This is a genomic window from Reinekea marinisedimentorum (assembly GCF_004341165.1).
GTDB lineage: Bacteria > Pseudomonadota > Gammaproteobacteria > Pseudomonadales > Natronospirillaceae > Reinekea > Reinekea marinisedimentorum.
Window position 1 is genome coordinate 402,079 of the sequence record NZ_SLZR01000001.1, and the last position, 21,332, is coordinate 423,410.

At 52.9% G+C, this 21,332-nt stretch carries 21 protein-coding genes; 18 read left to right on the forward strand and 3 right to left on the reverse strand.

The window, feature by feature from the left end:
- Window positions 1-121 precede the first annotated feature (121 nt).
- The 17 genes from BCF53_RS01950 to fbp all read left to right on the forward strand — a co-directional run bounded on the left by BCF53_RS01950 (window position 122) and on the right by fbp (window position 17,293).
- Window positions 122-1,051, forward strand: coding sequence for a DMT family transporter (locus BCF53_RS01950; protein WP_207902617.1), 930 nt, complete (start codon window positions 122-124; stop codon window positions 1,049-1,051).
- Between the two features lie 68 nt (window positions 1,052-1,119).
- Window positions 1,120-3,510 carry a Lon protease family protein gene (locus BCF53_RS01955; protein ID WP_132699319.1) on the forward strand — a complete coding sequence of 797 codons (2,391 nt, stop codon included), beginning with the start codon at window positions 1,120-1,122 and terminating at the stop codon, window positions 3,508-3,510.
- Window positions 3,510-4,046 carry a prepilin-type N-terminal cleavage/methylation domain-containing protein gene (locus BCF53_RS01960; protein ID WP_132699321.1) on the forward strand — a complete coding sequence of 179 codons (537 nt, stop codon included), beginning with the start codon at window positions 3,510-3,512 and terminating at the stop codon, window positions 4,044-4,046. The genes BCF53_RS01955 and BCF53_RS01960 overlap by 1 nt, the downstream gene beginning before the upstream one ends.
- Before the next feature lie 162 nt (window positions 4,047-4,208).
- Window positions 4,209-6,095, forward strand: coding sequence for a tRNA uridine-5-carboxymethylaminomethyl(34) synthesis enzyme MnmG (mnmG, locus tag BCF53_RS01965; RefSeq protein ID WP_132699323.1), 1,887 nt, complete (start codon window positions 4,209-4,211; stop codon window positions 6,093-6,095).
- Window positions 6,095-6,724, forward strand: a complete 630-nt coding sequence (gene rsmG / locus BCF53_RS01970) for a 16S rRNA (guanine(527)-N(7))-methyltransferase RsmG (RefSeq protein WP_132699325.1) — start codon at window positions 6,095-6,097, stop codon at window positions 6,722-6,724. The genes mnmG and rsmG overlap by 1 nt, the downstream gene beginning before the upstream one ends.
- A gap of 32 nt (window positions 6,725-6,756) precedes the next feature.
- The gene (locus BCF53_RS01975; RefSeq protein WP_132699327.1) at window positions 6,757-7,578 is read left to right on the forward strand and encodes a ParA family protein; all 822 of its coding nucleotides are present in this window, start codon (window positions 6,757-6,759) and stop codon (window positions 7,576-7,578) included.
- A gap of 20 nt (window positions 7,579-7,598) precedes the next feature.
- Window positions 7,599-8,483, forward strand: coding sequence for a ParB/RepB/Spo0J family partition protein (locus BCF53_RS01980; RefSeq protein ID WP_132699329.1), 885 nt, complete (start codon window positions 7,599-7,601; stop codon window positions 8,481-8,483).
- A 352-nt stretch (window positions 8,484-8,835) separates the two neighbouring features.
- Window positions 8,836-9,237 (forward strand): ATP synthase subunit I, encoded by a 402-nt coding sequence (locus BCF53_RS01985; RefSeq protein ID WP_132699331.1) that lies wholly within the window; start codon window positions 8,836-8,838, stop codon window positions 9,235-9,237.
- Window positions 9,238-9,271: 34 nt separating this feature from the next.
- Entirely contained in the window at window positions 9,272-10,156 is an 885-nt protein-coding gene (gene atpB / locus BCF53_RS01990) for a F0F1 ATP synthase subunit A (RefSeq protein ID WP_132699333.1), read from the forward strand.
- Between the two features lie 102 nt (window positions 10,157-10,258).
- A complete protein-coding gene (gene atpE / locus BCF53_RS01995) occupies window positions 10,259-10,492 on the forward strand; it encodes a F0F1 ATP synthase subunit C (protein ID WP_132699335.1) in 234 nt (77 codons plus the stop codon).
- 49 nt (window positions 10,493-10,541) lie between these two features.
- A complete protein-coding gene (locus BCF53_RS02000; RefSeq protein ID WP_132699337.1) occupies window positions 10,542-11,012 on the forward strand; it encodes a F0F1 ATP synthase subunit B in 471 nt (156 codons plus the stop codon).
- A gap of 9 nt (window positions 11,013-11,021) precedes the next feature.
- Window positions 11,022-11,558 carry a F0F1 ATP synthase subunit delta gene (locus BCF53_RS02005; RefSeq protein WP_132699339.1) on the forward strand — a complete coding sequence of 179 codons (537 nt, stop codon included), beginning with the start codon at window positions 11,022-11,024 and terminating at the stop codon, window positions 11,556-11,558.
- Between the two features lie 13 nt (window positions 11,559-11,571).
- Window positions 11,572-13,116, forward strand: coding sequence for a F0F1 ATP synthase subunit alpha (gene atpA, locus BCF53_RS02010; RefSeq protein ID WP_132699341.1), 1,545 nt, complete (start codon window positions 11,572-11,574; stop codon window positions 13,114-13,116).
- Between the two features lie 44 nt (window positions 13,117-13,160).
- Window positions 13,161-14,027: a F0F1 ATP synthase subunit gamma gene (gene atpG, locus BCF53_RS02015; protein WP_132699343.1), complete on the forward strand. Its 867-nt coding sequence runs from the start codon at window positions 13,161-13,163 to the stop codon at window positions 14,025-14,027.
- Between the two features lie 21 nt (window positions 14,028-14,048).
- Window positions 14,049-15,449: a F0F1 ATP synthase subunit beta gene (gene atpD / locus BCF53_RS02020; protein ID WP_132699345.1), complete on the forward strand. Its 1,401-nt coding sequence runs from the start codon at window positions 14,049-14,051 to the stop codon at window positions 15,447-15,449.
- Between the two features lie 22 nt (window positions 15,450-15,471).
- Window positions 15,472-15,897 (forward strand): F0F1 ATP synthase subunit epsilon, encoded by a 426-nt coding sequence (locus tag BCF53_RS02025; protein ID WP_132699347.1) that lies wholly within the window; start codon window positions 15,472-15,474, stop codon window positions 15,895-15,897.
- Between the two features lie 385 nt (window positions 15,898-16,282).
- The gene (gene fbp / locus BCF53_RS02030) at window positions 16,283-17,293 is read left to right on the forward strand and encodes a class 1 fructose-bisphosphatase (protein ID WP_132699349.1); all 1,011 of its coding nucleotides are present in this window, start codon (window positions 16,283-16,285) and stop codon (window positions 17,291-17,293) included.
- A 202-nt stretch (window positions 17,294-17,495) separates the two neighbouring features.
- Here the strand turns inward: fbp and BCF53_RS02035 are convergent, their stop codons facing one another.
- Together BCF53_RS02035 and BCF53_RS02040 are read right to left on the reverse strand one after the other, a co-directional pair.
- Window positions 17,496-19,298 carry a monovalent cation:proton antiporter-2 (CPA2) family protein gene (locus BCF53_RS02035; protein WP_132699351.1) on the reverse strand — a complete coding sequence of 601 codons (1,803 nt, stop codon included), beginning with the start codon at window positions 19,296-19,298 and terminating at the stop codon, window positions 17,496-17,498.
- Entirely contained in the window at window positions 19,298-19,831 is a 534-nt protein-coding gene (locus BCF53_RS02040; RefSeq protein WP_132699353.1) for an NAD(P)H-dependent oxidoreductase, read from the reverse strand. The genes BCF53_RS02035 and BCF53_RS02040 overlap by 1 nt, the downstream gene beginning before the upstream one ends.
- Window positions 19,832-20,042: 211 nt before the next feature.
- On the opposite strand from BCF53_RS02040, the gene BCF53_RS02045 reads away from it, so the two are divergent.
- Complete coding sequence (locus BCF53_RS02045; RefSeq protein ID WP_132699355.1) at window positions 20,043-20,354, forward strand: PilZ domain-containing protein; 312 nt, start codon at window positions 20,043-20,045, stop codon at window positions 20,352-20,354.
- Here BCF53_RS02045 and BCF53_RS02050 read toward each other — a convergent pair.
- A complete protein-coding gene (locus BCF53_RS02050) occupies window positions 20,334-21,326 on the reverse strand; it encodes an ROK family protein (RefSeq protein ID WP_132699357.1) in 993 nt (330 codons plus the stop codon). The genes BCF53_RS02045 and BCF53_RS02050 overlap by 21 nt on opposite strands.
- Window positions 21,327-21,332 lie beyond the last annotated feature (6 nt).

The window sequence follows — 21,332 nt, forward strand, 5'->3', positions numbered from 1 at the left end:
CTTCAGTTAGTGAAATAAAGCGTAGTTGAGTTTTTATCGGCCGATGGTTATTCAAAGCAGAGAATGCGTGGTTAAATAGTCTTGTGTATTGCCGCTGCCTTGCCCGGAGTTTTGCTTTTTTATGACACCTATTAATACGACCATGAACCTTAGAGACTGGCTTTTGCTGCTGATACTGTCATTGCTTTGGGGTGGTTCGTTCTTTTTTATCGAGGTTGCCCTGCAAAGTTTTGCACCCTTTACGCTGGTGGCGGTGCGCGTGGCACTGGCGGCGCTGGCTCTTTGGCTGGTGGTTTCGCTGACCGGCCTGGCCGTGCCGAAATCCGCAGAGGTGTGGCTGGCCTTCCTGATTATGGGGCTTCTGAATAATGCCGTTCCCTTTGGTCTGATTGTTTGGGGGCAGACCCACATTGCCTCCGGCGTTGCCTCTATTCTGAACGCGACCACGCCGCTGTTTGCTGTGGTTGTCGCGGGCTTCTTTCTGCCGGATGAGCAGGCAACGCCATTGAAGTTTGCCGGTGTCTTTATTGGCCTGTTCGGCGTGGCGCTGATGATCGGCTTGTCATCGTTCGGTGGCGATCAGCACTTGCTGGCGCAGCTGGCGATACTGGGCGCCGCCTGCTCTTATGCCGTTGCCGGGGTTTATGGCCGTCGCTTTCGTCGCCTTGGGGTTAGCTCCATCGTCACCGCTGCCGGCCAGGTGACCGGTTCGGCGCTGATTATGCTGCCGCTTGCGCTGTTCATTGATGGGGCCGGGGTTTATGTATCCGCCTCGCTGACTTCCTGGCTGGCGCTGGTCTCACTGGCGTTGGTCTGTACGGCGCTGGCCTATGTTATTTATTTCCGGCTGCTGGCCAGCGCCGGTGCCACCAATCTGTTGTTGGTCACCTTGCTGGTGCCGATCTCGGCCATTCTGCTTGGCTGGCTGTTCCTGAACGAAAGCCTCGGCTGGAATCATGCGCTTGGCATCGGTTGTATCGCTATCGGTTTGAGCTGCATTGATGGCCGGCTGTGGCGAAGGCGCAATGCGGTTGGCTTACAGCCAAGGTAACGGCCGGCGTTTCTTTCTGTTTCCGGCACTGACATACTTTCCATACTTTTCATCAGGGTTATATTTACATGTCTAAATTGGTATCCGAACTGAGCGCAAATGAATTGCGTGCTCATATCGATCTTAGCTATCACAACATTGAATCCACCGAAGATCTGGAAGGCGTTTCCAGCTTCCTCGGGCAACCGCGCGCCAAGAAATCGCTGGAGTTCGGCATTGCCATGCGTGGCGGTGGCTACAACCTGTATGTGATGGGCGATGCCGGTACCGGCCGACAATCGCTGATCTCCAAGTATGTGAAGGAGCTGGCGGAATCGCAGCAGGCACCGAGTGAATGGGCCTACATCAACAACTTCGATAATGCCCGCGAGCCCTATTCGCTGGAACTGCCGGCCACCCGTGGTGAAGAGCTGAAAGCGCAGATCAATCAGTTCATCAGCGATCTGATGGATACCTTTCCGGCGGCCTTCGAAAACCCGACCTACCAGCGCAAGCGCTCGGCGATTGACCGCGACTTTAACCAGTTTTACGACGCAGCCCTGAAGGTTGTTGAACGCTTCGCCAACGAAAAAGAAGTGGCGGTGGTCGCCGATGGCGGCTCAGTGATGCTGCTGCCGGTGGTCGATGGCAAAGCGCTGGACGATACCGAGTTTGCCCAGCTGCCGGAAGAGCTGCGCAGCGAATTCCAGCGCCGCATCAACGAGATTGAAGAGTACCTGAACGAGCAGGTGCTGGAGCTGCCCACCTGGCGCCGTAAGGCTTCGGAAAAGATGCGTCAGCTGAACCTGGAAACCGTGCAACAGGCGATTCGTCCGCTGATGAAGGATCTGGAAGTGAAGAACCAGAGCCTGCTGTCGGTGTTGCGTTATCTGCGCTCCATCAAAAACCAGTTGCCGCAGTTGCTGGTCGATCTGTTCGCAGAGGAATCCCTGTTGGATACCCGCAGCGATCAGGATCGCCGTCAAACCCTGGAAAACTGGCTGCGCCCTAACCTGATGGTTGCGCACGAACTGCACAGCGGTGCGCCGGTGGTGTACGAAATGCTGCCCACTTACCAGAACCTGTTTGGCCGCATTGAATACGCCACTCAACAGGGTGTGCCGACCACCAACTATCAGCTGATTCGCCCCGGCAGCCTGCTCAAGGCCAACGGGGGTTATTTGATTTTGGATGCTGAAAAGCTGCTGCTCGAGCCCTTCGCCTGGGATGCTCTGAAGCTGGCGCTGAAAACCAAAGAGCTGAAGATGGAATCGCCCTTTGTAGAGGCCAGCCTGATGCATACGGTGACGCTGAGCCCGGAATCGATCAAGCTGAACGTGAAGGTTATCCTGCTGGGCTCGCGCGACATCTACTACCAGCTGCAGGAATGGGATCCGGAATTCATGGAGCTGTTCCGTGTGCCGGTTGATTTCGACAGCTTTATCCCACGCTCGCGCGACAACATCGATAACCTCATTCTGCGCATTAAAGATTACGGAGAAGAAAAGGGCTTCAAGCCGCTGACCCGCGGTGCCCTGGAAAAACTGATCGAGTTTTCACTGCGTGAAGCCGAGCACCAGAACCGGCTCTCGGCGCAGGTGGTGAAGGTGTTTAAGGTGTTTGCCGAAGCCGATTTCATCAGCCGTCATCAGGAGTCGCGCTGCATCGATGCTATGCACGTCACTCAGGCGCTGGAGGCGGCTGAATACCGCAATGGCCGCATCGCTGACCAGATGCTGATGGAAATAGAAGAAGGCACCATCCTGATTGACACCGAAGGCGAACGCGTCGGTTGCGTGAATGGCCTGACGGTGATGGAAATTGGTGAAAGCCGTTTCGGTTCGCCGGCGCGTATTACCGCCACGGTGCATGTCGGCGGTAAGGGCGTGGTGGATATTGAGCGTGAAGTCGAGCTGGGCCAGTCCATTCACAGTAAGGGTGTGATGATTCTTTCCGGCTTTTTAGGCCATGAATTCGGCCGCACCTTCCCGCTCACCCTTTCTTCCCATATCGCCATGGAACAGAGTTATGGTTACATCGATGGCGACAGCGCTACCGTGGCTGAGTATTGCTCGCTGATGTCTGCCATTACCCAGCAGCCGATCAATCAGGGCTTCGCCATTACCGGTTCCATGAACCAGCTCGGCGAGGTTCAGGCCATTGGCGGTGTGAATGAAAAGATTGAGGGCTTTTTCAAGCTCTGCCAGCTGCGCGGTTTAACCGGCAAGCAGGGCGTGATCGTGCCGAAAGATAACGTTAAGCATCTGATGCTGCATCAGGATGTGATCGAGGCGGTAAAAGCCGGCAAGTTCCACATCTACGGCGTTAAGCATGTCTATGAGGCGCTGCACCTGCTCACCGGGCTGGAGCCGGGGCAAACCGATGCTAAGGGTGTGTTCCCGGAAGACTCACTGAATGGCAAGGCACAGCTGGCATTGAAAACCCTGTTTGAGCTGTACCAGGAGACGGAGGAAGAGTAATGAAAAGAGCAGTACGCGGATTCACGCTGATCGAGTTAGTGATCGTCTTTGTTGTCATTTCTATCCTCGCGGCGATCGCAATCGCGCGTTTTGCTGACCTTCGCTCCAACGCAAGAACGGCCGTCATCGAGCAGGTTGCCGGTGGCATGCGCAGCCTTTCCGGGCTGGTGCATGCTCAGGCGCTGGTCAATGGCACCGATACCAGTGACAGCTTTGAATACGCGGGTGAAACGATTCACCTGCGTGGCGGCTACATCCGCGGTCACTGGAACAGCGCCTGGCGTTATGCCATGGATGTTGGTCAGGACATCTCTTTCACCGCTGTGAGTGCTGAATGCGTGAAGAACGACCTCTGCGGGGTGGGTAACCAGCGGCCTTCTGCGGTGGGTTTGAGCTCGGTGACCAGCGGCAATGAACAGGCAACCGTGATTATCTGGCTAATGGGCGACACCATTTCGGATGATTGCTTTGCCTACTACTATAACCGTGGAACCGGCATTGAGCCGTCCATTGGCAGTATTACAACGGGCTGCTAGCGCCGCGATAGCCGGTTGATCGCTAAAATTACCTGTGCTTTTCAGAATTGATCGAAATTTGAGCTGTAAAGCGCCGCGCTTTTTCCTATAATCCGCTCCCATTTTTATTTGTGCCCCGAATGGCGTTGCTGTTCGGGCTTTCTGCTTGGTTTGAGGTGTAACGTGGATTTTCCAAAGCAATACGATGTCATTGTGATCGGTGGCGGTCATGCAGGTACCGAGGCTGCGCTCGCCGCAGCGCGCACGGGCAGTGCCACCCTGCTGCTGACGCACAATATCGATACCATCGGCGTTATGTCCTGTAACCCGGCGATTGGCGGTATTGGCAAGAGCCATCTGGTCAAAGAGATTGACGCGTTGGGCGGCGGTATGGCGCGGGCAACCGACAAGGCCGGTATTCAGTGGCGTACGCTGAACAGCCGTAAGGGCCCAGCCGTGCGGGCGACCCGTGCGCAGGCCGACCGGGCGCTGTTCCGTGCGGCGACCCGGCATATTGTTGAGCATCAGCCGAACCTCGAAATCTTCGCACAGGGTGCGGCCGACCTGATCATGCAGGGCGATGCCGTGGTGGGTGCCATTACCGAAACCGGTATCCGCATCCGTGCCAAAGCCATTGTGCTCACCGCCGGTACCTTCCTGAACGGTAAGATCCATGTTGGCACCGAAAACTATGCCGGTGGCCGTATGGGCGATATGCCCAGTATTTCGCTGGCAGACCGTCTGCGCGAATTGCCGATCCGCACCGGGCGTTTAAAGACCGGTACGCCGGCGCGCGTTGATGCCCGCTCGGTGGATTTCTCCAAAATGGTCGAACAGCCCGGCGATACCCCGCTACCGGTTATGTCTTATATGGGCTCGGTTGAGGATCATCCGCGTCAGGTGAGCTGCTATATCACCAATACCACCGAACAGACCCACGATATTATCCGTAACAATATCCACCGCTCTGCGATGTATTCCGGCAACATTGAAGGCACCGGGCCGCGCTACTGCCCGTCTATTGAAGACAAGATCACCCGCTTTGCCGATAAAAGCAGTCACCAGATCTTTGTCGAGCCCGAAGGTTTGACCACCTACGAGCTTTACCCGAACGGCATTTCCACCAGTCTGCCGTTTGATGTGCAGGTTGATTTTATCCGCACCATGGCCGGTTTTGAAAACGCACACCTGACCCGCCCGGGCTATGCCATCGAATACGATTTCTATAACCCGCAGGATCTGAAGCACTCGCTGGAAAGCAAATACGTTGAAAACCTGTTCTTTGCCGGTCAGGTCAACGGCACCACCGGCTACGAAGAAGCCGGAGCCCAGGGCCTGTTGGCCGGTTTGAATGCCGCGCGTAAAGCGAACGATCAGGAAATCTGGTACCCGCGTCGTGATGAGGCCTATATTGGCGTACTGGTCGATGACCTCATTACCATGGGGACCAAAGAGCCGTACCGCATGTTTACCAGCCGTGCCGAATACCGCCTGCTGCTGCGCGAAGACAACGCCGATACCCGTCTGACAGAGAAGGGCCGTGAGCTCGGCCTGATCGATGATGATCGCTGGCGCGCCTTCTGCGAAAAGCAGGAAGGCATTGCCCGTGAGCAGGAGCGCCTGCGCACCAGCTACGTGCAGCCAAATACGGCCGCTGCCAGGGCGCTGGAAGCCAAGCTGCCGCAACCCCTGGCGCGCGAGTTCAGCCTGAAGGATCTGCTCAAGCGTCCGGAGCTGAAGTACGCTGATATCAATGCGGCGATGCCGGCTGAGCAGTCTGTGGCCGTTGACGTGCAGGAACAGGTGGAAATTTCCGCCAAATACGATGGCTACATTCAGCGCCAGCAGGAAGAGATTGAAACCCTGCGCCGGCATGAAAACATGCGCCTGCCGGAAACGCTGGATATCGACGCCATTGGCGGGCTTTCCAACGAGGTGAAACAGAAGCTTAAGGAAGTGCGGCCGGAAACACTGGCGCAGGCGTCGCGCATCTCCGGGGTCACCCCGGCGGCGGTATCGATGCTGATGATTCACATTAAAAAACACAACGCAGCACGGAAGAGCGCCTGATGAACGAATTTGAAAAGCGCCTGCGCTGGGGTATTAACGAGCTGGATTTATCCCTGAGTGATGAGGCTGTGGCACGTGTACTGGCCTATCATGAGCTGCTGGTGAAGTGGAATAAGGCCTATAACCTCACGTCTGTGCGCGATGCCCTGCAGATGGTAGACCGCCACCTGATCGACAGCCTGAGCATCATGCCCTTTATTGGCGAAGGTGATCTGATCGATGTCGGCACCGGGCCGGGCTTGCCGGGCATGATTGCCGCGCTGGTGCGGCCCGACCTCAACGTCTGGCTGCTCGACAGCAACGGTAAGAAGTGCCGCTTCCTGAATCAGGTGAAAATGACCCTGAAAGTCGAAAACTGTACGGTTGTTCACCACCGTCTGGAGAGTTGGCAGCCGGAACGGCAATTTGCCCAGATCACATCTAGGGCCTTTGCGACACTTTCTGATATGGTAGCCTTTTCCCGTCATCTGCTGGCGGAGAATGGACGCTTTATCGCCATGAAGGGTTTATACCCGCACGAAGAGATTGCCGAGTTACCGGCCGATATCGAAGTACAGAAAGTGACGCCGTTAACCGTGCCCGGAACCGATGGCGAACGCCATCTGGTAGAGCTGGGTTTTAAATCCTAAGCTTGGTTCATACAACAATTAAGGAAATCAGCTTGAGTCAGATTTTTGCGATCACCAATCAGAAGGGTGGCGTGGGTAAAACAACCACAGCCGTAAACCTGCCTGCTTCATTGGTTGCCATGAAGCGTAAGGTACTGGTGGTGGATCTGGATCCGCAGGGCAATGCCACCATGGGCAGTGGTATCGATAAAAACGATCTGGCGCTTTCGGCCTATGATGTTCTGACCGGCAAATGCGACTGCGAAGAAGCCATTGTAAAAACCGAACACTCCGGTTACGACCTGTTGCCGGCCAACGGCGACCTGACAGCCGCCGAAGTCGAGTTGCTGGAAATGAAAATGAAAGAGCATCGACTGCAGTATGCTCTGGCAGAGGTAAAGCAGCGTTACGATTATATCTTTATTGACTGCCCGCCTTCGCTCAACATGCTCACGGTTAATGCCCTAACCGCAGCAAACTTTACCTTTATTCCTATGCAGTGCGAATACTACGCACTGGAAGGGCTGGCGGCGCTGCTTGAAACCATCGGTCAGATTCAGAAGGTGGTTAACCCGAATTTAAAGATTGGCGGCTTGTTGCGCACCATGTATGACCCACGCAACACTCTGACCAACGATGTCTCCGATCAGCTGAAAGCACACTTTGGCGATCAGCTCTATTCGGCGGTCATTCCGCGTAATGTCCGCCTGGCGGAAGCGCCCAGTTTTGGTCTGCCGGCGTTGCAGTTCGATAAATCCTCCCGCGGAGCCATGGCTTATCTGGCGCTGGCGGGTGAGTTTATTCGCCGCAACGAAGGCGAACTGGCAGATACCTCGCTGATCAAAGAGCACGAAAAAATTAAAATTATTGGATAATACGCACAGGTTAAAGATTGATGTCGCCTAAAAAGAAAGGATTGGGTCGCAATTTCGGCTCTTTAATAACTACTCAGGCAGAGGTGAAAGAAATTACCGAGCAGCCTGTTGAAAAGGTTAAAGATGCCACGCTCAAAGAGCTGCCCATCGAATGGCTGCAACGCGGGGTGTTTCAGCCGCGACGGGATATGTCGGAAGAGGGGCTTAAAGAGCTGGCCGATTCCATCCGTGCGCAGGGCGTTATGCAGCCGGTGGTTGTTCGGCCTTTGGGGCCACAGTCTTATGAACTAATTGCCGGTGAGCGCCGTTGGCGCGCGGCGCAACTGGCTGGCCTGGAAACCATTCCGGCGGTTATTCGCGATGTGGCGGATGAAGACGCCATTGCCATGGCGCTGATTGAAAACATCCAGCGTGAAAACCTCAATCCCATCGAAGAAGCCATCGCCCTGCAGCGATTGCAGAAAGAATTCGAGCTGACGCAGGCTCAGGTTGCCGAGGCCGTGGGCAAGTCGCGCACGGCAGTCACCAACCTGCTGCGCCTGATTGGGCTGGAGTCGGAAGTGAAAACCATGCTCGAGCACGGCGATCTGGAAATGGGCCATGCCCGGGCGTTACTGGGGCTGAATGGCCGCAACCAGATTGATGCCGCACGACAGGTGGTTGCCAAGGGCATGAACGTTCGCCAGACCGAAGCGCTGGTGCGTTCACTGAGTCAGCCGGATAAGGTCAACCTGCCCAAGAACGACGCCAGCAACGATGTGAATATTCAACGCCTGGAGCAGATGTTGTCTTCGCGCCTTGGTGCGGCAGTGCAAATTAAGCACGGAGCCGGAGGCAAGGGCTCTCTGACCATTAAATACACCAGCCTCGATGAGCTCGATGGCATTCTGGCCCACGTTAAGTAGTGACTTTTCGCACTGAATTCAGGTGTGACTAACCTGTATTTATCTTGATGTGAATCATCCTAATGGCTAACCAAAGAGGCTAGCCATTCTGTTGATGCGCTTGACCATAGCCCCTATACTCTCAGCGCTTTTTGATTGTCCTGGCTATGAGTTTTACCATTCATAGGCATAAAAAAACCATTCGGTTTACGTTCTGAACCGTTTACAAAAAATTCAATTCAGCTTTATGAATCAATAAATTCATAATGAGAATGGCAATCTTGGAAAAGGTATCTAGCATTAATGCTTGGAAAATCATTGGCTTAGAGCGCAGGTTATTTGCAGAACCTGAGTATTTAATCAGGAGCCTTGGGTGAATATTTTTAAACCCTATTCTGTAAAATTATTGAAACGACCTGTCGTTTACAGGGTTTTGGTGGTTCAATTGCTCGCGACTTTTTGTGCGACTTTAGTCGGAGTTCTGCTACAACCGATGATCGGGTTGGCGGTTTTGCTGGGTGGACTGATCTGTATTCTTGCTCAGGCCTTTTACAACTACCGTGCCCTGCGCAGTTTCGGCGACCTGAATACCTCAAACGTCATCGCTGCAACTTACAATGCAATGTGGGGTAAGTGGGCGATCGTACTAACACTCAGCTTATTGATTGTTATTTTATACAAGGAATTAAACGCAGCAGTTCTATATACGAGTTTGTTTTCTATACATACTCTCGGAGCGCTGATGCTACCGGTTTTGGTTAAAAGGGCAGCTTAACGGCTGTCTCAAAAAGAAAAGGGGTGATTGTTTTATGGCAAGTAGTGAAGGCGGGTACCATAATTCCGCTGAGTATATCCAGCACCATTTGACCAATCTGACGTACGGTAAGATTGAAGAAGGTGTGACGCTTTGTGATGGTTCAATTGCAGAGCATGCTCACTGGGGTTTTGCTCACTGCGCATCTGAAGCTGCGGCAATGGGTTTCAACGCAATTCATGTCGACAGTATGCTCTGGTCAATTGGCCTCGGCGCTATCTTCCTGTTGTTCTTCTGGCGAGTCGGTAAAAAAGCCACCAGCGGTGTGCCTTCCGGTGCACAAAACCTGGTCGAAACCCTGGTTGAGTTTGTTGACGGGAACGTCCGCGATATCTTCCATGGCCGTAACCCGCTGATTGCACCACTTGCTTTAACAGTTTTCTGTTGGGTGCTGCTGTCTAACCTGATGGATATTCTGCCGGTAGACCTTGTTCCTTATCTGCTGCAGCTGGCAGGGGTTCACTTCCAGAAAATCGTACCTTCCACGGACCCGAACATCACGCTCGGCACCGCAGTCTTCGTATTTATTCTGATGATCTACTACTCCATTAAGGTGAAAGGCTGGGGCTTCCTGAAAGAGCTGTCGTTCACACCGTTTAACCATTGGGCATTCATCCCGTTCAACCTGTTCATGGAGCTGGTTGGCCTGTTCGCGAAGCCTTTCTCATTGGGCCTGCGATTGTTCGGTAACCTCTACGCGGCAGAAATCATCTTTATTCTGATCGCATTGATGTTCGGTGGCGGTTTCGTCATGGCCATTCTGGGCGGTGTGCTGCAGCTGAGCTGGGCAGCCTTCCACATTCTGGTTATTCCGCTGCAGGCGTTCATCTTTATGGTACTGACCATTGTTTATCTGAGTCAGGCACACGAAGACCACTAATTAACGATTTCGCCCGGCAAGGCATGCGCTCTTGTCGGGTAAACTGGGTTCTAACCCGAACTTTCAACACAACTACTTGGTAATTAACTCTAGGAGATACACATGGAATTTATCTTTCTTGCCGCTGGCTTAATGATGGGTCTGGGTGCGATTGGTGCTGCAATTGGTGTAGGTATTTTGGGCAGCAAGCTGCTTGAATCTACAGCGCGTCAGCCTGAATTAGGCCCTATGCTGCAAACAAAATTCTTTATTGTTGCTGGCTTGATCGACGCACTTCCAATTATCGGTGTTGGTATCGCTATGTACCTGATCTTCGTTGTTGGTGCGGGTGCATAATTCACTTGTTAAGTGAACTAAATCCACTAACTAATAACGAGGTGAAGGCGTGAACTTTAACGCAACATTTATTGGCCAAATCGTCGTCTTCGCTATTTTTGTTTGGCTTTGTGCCAAGTATGTATGGCCGCCAATCCTGGCAGCCATGGAAGAGCGACAGAAAAAGATCGCTGAAGGTCTGGATGCCTCCAACCGTGCTTCAAAGAATTTAGAGGTTGCGCAAAACAAAGCAGCCAAAAAAATGACTGAAGCCAAGGCAGAAGCCGCTGAGCTGATCGAGCAGGCGAATCGTCGTGCCGCCGCCATTATTGATGAAGCAAAAGCGGAGGCGGAAGCCGAAGCTGCGCGTATTGTCAGCGCTGCCGCATCAGATGTGGACAAAGAGCGTAACCTGGCGCGCGAAGAGCTTCGCACTAAGGTTGCAGCGTTAACACTTGCCGGCGCAGAGAAAATTCTGCAGGCAGAAGTTGATGCTAAAAAGCATAGCGAGTTGTTGGATAAGCTGGCAGCAGAGCTGTAAGGAGGCGAAATGGCAGAACTAAGTACGCTGGCCCGTCCTTACGCAAAGGCTGCGTTTTCAGCCGCAGTTGAGTCCGGTGCTATCGCCGGCTGGTCAACCGCGCTCCAAACGCTAGATGCAATTACACAGACCGCCGAGGTTGCCGAGTTAATCGCCAGCCCATCGGTAAGCGCATTGGATAAAGCGAAAACTATTACCGCCATTGCCGGTGATCAATGTATCGAAGGTGCTGCCAATCTGTTGGTAGTGCTGGCCGAAAACGGCCGCTTCGCATTGTTACCGGAAATCAGTTATCAGTTCGAGACTCTTCGTTCTGAGCATGAAAAAACGGCGGACGTAATCGTAACCAGTGCATTCGAACTCAGCGACGCACAGCAGAAGTCACTCACTGAAAAACTGAAGGTCAAATTAGACCGTGACGTTAGCCTTTCAGTGAATGTAGATAAGGCACTCATTGGCGGTGTCATTATTAAGACTGGCGATCTAGTTATCGATGATTCCGTTCGCGGAAAGCTGTCGAAACTCGCTGAAGCAATGAATTCCTAATGAGGGAAAACGCATGCAGCACCTGAATCCTTCAGAAATCAGTGACATTATCAAAGAGCGTATCGCTAAACTCGATACCAGCTCTAAAGCACAGAATGAAGGTACTATCGTTGGTGTATCCGACGGTATTGTACGTATTCATGGTCTTGCCGATGTAATGTACGGCGAGATGATTGAATTTGAAGGTGGCGTCTTTGGTATGGCGCTTAACCTTGAGCAAGACTCTGTTGGTGCCGTTGTACTCGGCGAATACAAAGAGCTGGCCGAAGGTCAGTCCTGTAAATGTACAGGTCGTATTCTTGAAGTACCTATTGGCCCTGAACTACTGGGTCGTGTCGTTGACGCACTGGGTAACCCGATTGACGGCAAAGGCGAAATTAAAGCCAAACTGTCTGATCCAATCGAAAAGGTTGCACCGGGCGTAATTGCACGTCAGTCAGTCGACCAGCCGGTACAGACCGGTTATAAGGCCGTTGACTCCATGGTTCCAATCGGTCGTGGTCAGCGTGAGCTGATCATTGGAGACCGTCAGACCGGTAAAACAGCACTGGCTGTTGACGCCATCCTGGCTCAGAAAGCCGCAGGCATTAAGTGTGTCTACGTGGCGATTGGCCAGAAACGCTCAACCATTGCTAACGTTGTACGTAAGCTGGAAGAGCACGGCGCGATGGAATACACCACCATCGTTGTCGCTTCGGCTTCTGAACCGGCATCTATGCAGTTCATTGCACCTTACTCCGGATGTTCCATGGGTGAATACTTCCGTGACCGTGGTGAAGATGCACTGATCATCTACGATGACCTGTCCAAGCAAGCGGTTGCCTACCGTCAGATCTCCCTGTTGCTTCGCCGTCCACCGGGCCGTGAAGCTTATCCGGGTGACGTTTTCTACCTTCACTCCCGTCTTCTGGAGCGTGCATCGCGTGTTAACGCTGAGTACGTTGAAGAGTTCACCAAGGGTGAAGTCAAAGGCCAGACCGGTTCTTTAACGGCGCTGCCGATTATTGAAACCCAGGGTGGTGACGTTTCTGCATTCGTACCAACCAACGTAATTTCCATTACCGACGGTCAGATCTTCCTGGAGTCTGATTTGTTCAACTCCGGTATTCGCCCTGCGATGAACGCCGGTATTTCGGTATCGCGTGTGGGTGGTTCTGCACAGACGAAGATTATGAAGAAGCTGTCCGGTGGTATTCGTACTGCCCTGGCTCAGTATCGTGAATTGGCGGCGTTCTCTCAGTTCGCTTCCGACCTTGACGATGCAACCAAAGCTCAGTTGGATCACGGTGCCCGTGTAACCGAATTGATGAAGCAGAATCAGTACGCACCTTTGAGTGTTGCTGAAATGGCTGTTTCTGTCTTTGCGGCGAACGAAGGCTACCTGAACAAGCTGGCAGTTTCTCAGGTGCTGACCTATGAAGCAGCAGCCCACAGTTACATGAACTCCGAACACGGCGATCTGATGACTCGTATTAACGAGACAGGCGCGTGGGACGATGAAATCGCCGGCACTTTCAAGAGCGCGTTGGAGAAATTTGACGCTTCTCAGAGCTGGTAAATTGAATTTGGCCGTGAAAGCGGCCTGTAACTGAGGCTAATGCTATGGCAGTCGGAAAAGAGATACGTACGCAGATAAATAGCATTAAAAATACGCAGAAAATTACGTCGGCAATGCAGTTGGTTGCCGCCAGTAAAATGCGTAAAGCTCAGGATCGTATGCTGGTCAGTCAGCCATACGCCCAGAAAGCCCGGGCGGTGATTGGTCATCTGGCGAATGCGAACACTGAGATTAAGCACCCTTATCTGCAGGAACGTGAAATTAAAAAAGTTGGCTATATCGTTGTTTCCACAGACCGTGGTCTTTGTGGTGGATTAAACGCCAACCTGTTTAAAGCCGTTGCAAAAGACGCAGCCGAGTTAGAAGCAAAAGGCATTGAAGTCGCAGTATGTGCCGTGGGCAGTAAAGGCACAGGCTTTTTTAAAGGCCGTGGATTTAATGTCGTTGCATCTATTACAAACGTAGGTGAAAAGCCATCTATTGCAGACCTGATCGGTGGTGTCAAAGTGATGATTGATCACTTTGAGTCCGGTGAAATCGATCAGCTGTACGTTGTTTACAACCAGTTTGTGAACACCATGGTTCAGAAGCCAACGATTGATCAGCTCTTGCCGTTGAAGGCTGAAGATGGCGATACCCACCGTGCTTACGCTTGGGACTATCTGTACGAGCCTGACGCGGAATCTTTGTTGAATGGCTTATTGACTCGTTATATTGAGTCACAGGTGTATCAGAGCGTTGTCGAAAACGGTGCTTGCGAGCAGTCATCGCGCATGATGGCGATGAAGGCAGCAACTGATAACGCAGGCGATATGATCGATAGTTTGAACCTTGAGTACAACAAGGCGCGTCAGGCGGCTATTACTCAGGAAATTTCAGAGATTGTTGGCGGCGCTGCGGCGGTGCAATAACGGTTTGAAGAGGATACAAACATGAGTAGCGGACGTATTACGCAAATCATTGGCGCCGTTGTCGACGTGGAATTCCCACGTGACAGTGTGCCGAAGGTTTACGACGCAATTATTATTGAAGAAGCGAACATTACCCTCGAAGTTCAGCAGCAGCTGGGCGACGGTATTGTTCGTACCATTGCCATGGGCCAGACCGAAGGTCTGAAACGTGGTTTGAGCGTAGTGAATACTGGCAAAGGTATTTCGGTTCCTGTGGGTACCGGCACTCTGGGCCGTATTATGGACGTTCTGGGTAACCCAATTGACGAGCGCGGACCGATCGAAGTTGAAGAAACTTCGGTTATTCACCGTGAAGCACCTTCTTATGCAGATCAGGCGCACTCGCAGGAAATCCTGGAAACAGGCATTAAGGTTATCGACCTTGTTTGTCCGTTTGCCAAGGGTGGTAAAGTGGGTCTGTTCGGTGGTGCCGGTGTAGGTAAAACGGTAAACATGCTTGAGCTGATCAACAACATCGCAACAGAGCACTCCGGTCTTTCTGTATTCGCAGGTGTTGGTGAGCGTACCCGTGAAGGTAACGACTTCTACCACGAAATGTCAGAAGCCGGCGTTATTCAGCTGGATAACATGACTGAGTCTAAAGTGGCGATGGTTTACGGTCAGATGAACGAGCCACCGGGTAACCGTCTGCGTGTTGCACTGACAGGTTTGACCATGGCGGAGAAATTCCGTGATGAAGGCCGTGATGTACTGTTCTTCGTCGATAACATCTACCGTTATACCCTGGCCGGTACGGAAGTATCCGCACTGCTGGGTCGTATGCCTTCTGCGGTAGGTTATCAGCCTACGCTGGCGGAAGAGATGGGTGTACTTCAGGAACGTATTACCTCAACGAAGGAAGGTTCCATTACTTCTGTTCAGGCGGTTTATGTACCTGCGGATGACTTGACTGACCCATCACCGGCAACCACCTTTGCTCACTTGGATGCAACGGTTGTACTTTCGCGTGATATTGCTGCACTGGGTATTTACCCGGCGGTTGACCCACTGGATTCCACGTCACGTCAGTTGGACCCACTGGTAATCGGTAACGAGCACTACGATTGTGCCCGTGGTGTGCAGGGTGTACTTCAGGGCTATAAAGAGCTGAAAGACATCATCGCGATTCTGGGTATGGACGAACTGTCTGATGAAGACAAAATGACCGTTGCCCGTGCGCGTAAGATTGAGAAATTCCTGTCTCAGCCTTTCCACGTAGCGGAAGTTTTCACCGGTTCTCCGGGTAAGTATGTACCACTGAAAGAAACCATTCGTGGATTCAAAGGCATTCTGGATGGCGAGTACGACCACATCGCCGAGCAGGATTTCTACATGAAAGGTTCAATCGAAGAAGTTGTGGAAGCGCATAACGCACGCAGCTAACACAACCGGGAGGTAAGCTATTATGGCAATGACCGTACATTGCGATATCGTCAGCGCAGAAGAGAAGATTTTCTCTGGCCTCGTTGAGCTTCTGGTTTGTACTGGTGAAGTCGGCGAGTTGGGTATTAAGCCCGGTCACGCCCCTTTACTGACTCGTTTGAGCCCCGGCCCGGTTCATCTGGTAAAACAGAATGGCAGCCGTGAGTTCATCTACGTCGATGGTGGCTATCTGGAAGTGCAGCCTCACCTGGTGACTGTACTGGCCGATACCGCAGTTCGCGCTGCCGATATCGACGAAGCGGCAGCCACCAAAGCGAAAGTTGCTGCCGAGAAGCAGATTGCCGATAAGATGGCGAGCAAAGAGTTTGCCGAGGTTGCTGTTCAGCTTTCTAAAGCGATCGGTAAACTTCGTACAATTCGAGAAGCAAGAAAAGCCTTGGGTAAGTAATTTAACCGTTCCCAATGCTTATTGAAGAAGCGACCGCAGGGTCGCTTTTTTATGCCTGCTGTAAATCGCCTGCCAGACATGATCAGTGTTGATCTGTAATGAATAGCCACTGAGGACTGCTGAATATTAAAAAATTTGTTTGAGCACTTTCTGCTTTTTAATTTCTTTTCCGGCCTATCTCATTTATCGTTCGCTCAGGTACCCCATAGCGTCAGTGAATATTCACTATTTAACGCGTTTTGTTCAGTACTCATCTACACTTGTACAGATAATAAAGTGCAGCAGCGATTAAATAGACTGCACATTACAGAATGACCGAGTTCCGTAGCTAACTAAGACTATCAATCCATGATTGTGAATTTATTTCCTGGCAGCTGGAGAGAATATGGAAATTACAAAAACCCTCGGTGAATTTATTATTGAAAAGCAGGCTCAATACCCGGAGGCAACCGGTGAATTGAGTTCAATTTTTGCCTCACTGCGTCTGGCATCAAAAGTTGTTCACCGCGACATCAACAAGGCAGGCCTGGCAGACATTAACGGTGCTATTGGCTCTGAAAACATACAGGGTGAACAGCAGCAAAAGCTGGATGTGTACGCTAATGAAAAGTTTAAGGCAGCACTGGCGGCTCGCGGTGTGGTCTGTGGTCTGGCATCGGAAGAGGAAGATAATTACGTTCGCTTCGATGACCAGCTTAATAAGAAAAGTAAGTATGTGGTGCTGATTGACCCGGTGGATGGTTCATCCAATATCGAGGTGAACGTTTCGGTAGGAACCATCTTCTCGGTGTATAAGCGGGTTTCGCCGGTCGGTACTCCGGTTACCGATGCCGACTTCCTGCAGAAAGGCCGCAAGCAGGTTGCCGCGGGCTACGTTATTTATGGTTCATCAACGATGCTGGTTTACAGCACCGGTTGTGGCGTACATGGCTTCACCTATGACCCTAGCCTGGGTATTTTCTGTTTGTCCCACCCGGATATGAAATTCCCGGAAGATGGCAATATCTACTCCGTGAACGAAGGCCGCTATATTCACTTCCCGACGGGCGTGAAAAAGTACATCAAGTACTGCCAGGAAGAGGATCTCGAAACCAACCGGCCATACACCAGTCGTTATATCGGTTCTCTGGTTTCAGATATTCACCGCAATATCCTCAAGGGCGGTATTTTCCTGTATCCGTCTTCTTCCAGTTACCCGGACGGCAAGTTGCGACTGCTCTATGAAGGCAACCCGATGGCGTTCCTGACGGAACAGGCCGGTGGCCGGGCGATCTCCTATGCCGGTCAGTCGATTCTGGATATGGAACCGACCGAACTGCACCAGCGCACACCGTTCTTTGCCGGTTCAAAGAATATGATCGATAAGCTGGAAGAGTTTTTAGCGAACCACGAGTAACCTGCAGCAGGTTGGTTTGGTCAGCACCCGGAGCTGGCCTAAAGGCCAACCTACAGAGAATCTGAATATGTAGGTCGGGCTTCAGCCCGACAAGGCGCAAAGGAACGTCCGCAACCCCCGTTGGCCTAAAGGCCAACCTACAGAGAATCTGAATATGTAGGTCGGGCTTCAGCCCGAACCTCGCTCGCCTGATTCGCCACGCTCAGGTCCATTCGTTGTCGTTTTCCTCCAGAATACTCTGATCCTGACGATAGATTTCTTCCAGATCGCGTCGTGAACGGTGTGAAAGCTGAATCAGCGTATCTTCATCACCCTCCATTTCAAATTGTGCCGCCAGCAGTTTTTCATCGTAGTGGCGAAACTTCTGCGCCGCGCGCCAGGCATTGTGCTTCGACATACCCAGGAAGTTCAGTGCCGAGCTGCCCAGCTCCAGCGCACTGCTGAAGGTTTCCCGGCTGATGTCATTGGCACCGGCCTTGTACAGGTCTACCGCGTGCTGACGGTTACGGGCGCGCGCCAGAATAACAATGGAAGGCCAGTTCTTGCGGATTAAGCCGGTCAGGTGGGTCACCAGCTGCTGATCATCCATGGTCAGAATGACTGCTCTGGCGTTGCCGATGCCGGCGGCTTCGAGCAGGTCGAGCCGTGTGGCGTCACCAAAAAATACCTTGAAGCCAAACTTACGCACCAGCTCAATCTGGTTGGGGTCGGAATCCAGCAGTGTCGTGGAATGGCCAAGGCCGTGTAGCATACGGCCAATGACCTGACCATAGCGGCCATAACCACAAATCAGAATATGGCCGTTATTCTCTTCAATTTCATCCTGCGGCTGAGGCGTATTCTGATGCTGCTTCACAATGATGTATTCCACCAGATTCACCAGCAGCGGTGTGCATATCATTGAAATAACCACGGCCAATACCAGCAGCGACTGATCGTCCAGGCTGATGATGTTGGTGCTGGTCGCCAGGCTGAAGAGCACAAAGGCAAACTCACCCCCCTGTGCCAGTACCGCGGTAAAGCGCAGCCGGTCGCTGTTGCTCATCTTCAGATACCAGGCCAGCGCATAGAGCACCAGTGCCTTCACGGCAATGAGGATAACGGCCAGCAGCACAACCGGGCCGAGCTGGTTAACCAGCAGGTTGAAATCAATCGACATACCCACCGCCATAAAGAACAGGCCCATCAACAACCCCTTAAACGGCTCGATGTCGATCTCAAGCTCATGCCGGTATTCGGAATCGGCTAAGAGCACGCCGGCCAGGAAGGTGCCGAGCGCCATCGACAGGCCAACATAGTCCATCAGTTGGGCAATCCCGATGACCAGCGCCAGCGAAAAGGCGGTAAACATCTCACGCATGTGCAGGCTGGCAATGCGTTTGAGGATGGGGGTTAGCGCGAAGTGACCACCGAGAATAATCACCGCAATGGCCGCTACGGCTTTCAGCACCTGCAGCCAGGGCGTTGTGGTTGCTTCGGCGTGCGTGGTGGCCAGCAGTGGCAACAGTGCGATCATCGGAATGACGGCAATATCCTGAAACAGCAGAACCGCGAAGCCGTTCTGACCGGCACCGGTGGCCATCAGTTTGCGCTCCTCCAGCGTCTGTAGGGCAATGGCTGTAGAGGACAGCGCCAACCCGAAGGCGGCCACCAGGCTCAGTCGCCAGTCAAAATTAAACAGCAGCGCGATGGCTGCCAGTAGCGCCGCCGAGGCCATCACCTGAGTGCCGCCAAGGCCAAAAATTTGCCGGCGCATGCCCCATAGTCTTCCGGGGTTCAGTTCCAGACCTATCAAAAACAGCAGCAACACCACGCCAAACTCCGAGAAGTGCAGAATGGATTCGCTGTCTTCAATCAGGCCCAGCAGGTAAGGGCCAATGGCAATACCGCCGACCAGATAACCCAGTACAGAACCGAGTCCGGCGCGCTTGGCGACCGGCACAAAAACAACCGCGGCACCGAGAAACACCAGTGCGTCCATGAAATAATTGTGTTCGGTTGTCATTAGCGGGTCTCCAGAAGGTCAGTCAGGGTATTCACCACCTGATCATTGAACGCGTTGAGTTGCTCACCGCGCGCATGCTTGGCACTGAAGTGAATCAGCGGCTCGTGCCATTCACAGCGGCAAAGGCCGGCGGTCGATTCCAGAGGTCTGAGCAGCTCTTCCATGCTGTACTGGTTGTAGCCTTCGCTGCGGTAAGCGTTGGCGTTGCCTCCGGTCGAGATAATGTGTTGCCAGCGCTTGCCAGCCAGGGCAGTGCCTTCTTTGCCGTAGGCATAGCCCGGCGTCAGCACTATTTCGAACCATTGCTTAAGCAACGCCGGCACGCTGTACCAGTACAGCGGGTGCTGGAAAAACAATGCATCCGCCCAGTCGATCAACTCCTTTTCTGCTACTGCGTTGACGCTGAAGCTCGGGTACCTGTCGTACAGATCGATCACCTTCAGCTGCGGATGCAGCGGTAACTTTCTCAGCAGAGAGCGGTTTGCATTCGAGTGGTCCAAATCGGGGTGCACTACATAGTAAAGAATATTCATAGACGTCCTGGTGGGCTGGAAGCGATGGCTAACAGAAAAGGTGGGCAGCGGTTTATTTTGGGCGAGCCGGTTTATGAAAATCAAGCCCTAATCTGCCGCGAAAAGCAGCATTTACCGTTAAAGCCAGGGCTGTATGTGCGGAACAGGTGACTTGCACAGCATGTTCAGTATCATGCCTTGACCATTGAAAATATAAAAACAAGAGACTTTAATGGGAATAGGTTCTTACATGGTTTCTACTGACAGCAGGCCCATGGTTCAGCGCGCACCCCGGTTCGAAAATTTACAGATCCCCCTGACCCTGTTGATGGACAGCGGTGAGTCGTTTCATTGTGCCTGTAAGAATATTTCCAGCTCGGGTGCCTTATTAGCACCGCTGGATAACCCGTTCAGCGTCGAGGAAGGTCAGCTGTTTCGCTGCAAAATGCTGCAGAAGGGTGAGTTGATGGAAATCTGGATGCAGGTTGAACGCATAGGCCCGGAAGGCTTTGGTGTGCGCTTTTTATCCGCTTCGCCCGGGTAGCGGAACATAGGGGCAGGGGGCCGAACCCAGGCCGGTGCCCAGTGTGACCATCATCGCCGGGGTGCGGAACTGAAACGCCAATGCGGCGGCGGTGCTGTCGTGCTCCAGTGCCTTTAACTCGCCAAGGTCGACGGCAGGCAGCCATTCATCGTTGAGCGTGATGGCCAGATTGTCTGAGCAGGCGCCCAGGCGGTGGTAAATACCGCTCTTGTAATCAAACACCACACCGGAATCCATATAGCAGGCCAGGCTGATGGCCACCGGCAGTGCGCAGCCGACCCGCTCGCGAATCTGCACCAGCAGCTCCCTGAAATGATCCGCGTACACCAGCCCCTGATGCAGGTAGGGCGCGACTTCCATCTCAAACAGATGATCAATGCGGTTGCCGTAGTTATGAGCAATGCCGCATTTCACCCCGGTGCCGCCAAAATCCAGCACCAGCAGCAGCTCACGCTGGGCAACCGCCTGTGCCAAGCCAAACAACGCGGTTTGGCCGGCCCAGGGCGATGCCAGTATATCCAGGTTGGTAAAGGCTTCTTCCACCCGTGAAGCCAGGTGAATGCCAAACTGCGCGGAGGTAATGCCGCCGGCAATGACGACCGTTTCACTGGCCTGCCAGAAATCGAGCAGCTTCTTCTGAAAGTGGTTGCCGTGCGCCCATTGTTCACAACTGCGAGCCGTTCGGATGATTAGAATAAAACGCTCGGCGTAACAGTCGAGAACCCTGCGGTCGGCAGGCTCAGCGATATTAAAGTGAGTGAGAAAGGCGCGTAAATCGTCCTGCTGCGGGTGATCTTGCTGGCACAGAATAGCCATCAGAGCCTTGCGCGAAACCAGATCTTTGCCGGCCAGCGCTGCCGAATGCCGCAGCGGGTCGTCACCTGGCAGCTGCAACGGATCCACCGGCATATGATTCAGCGACCCTTCCGGGCGCATTGCAAATGCCGCCTTGTGTGAAACGTTGTTAAGCATCGGTGC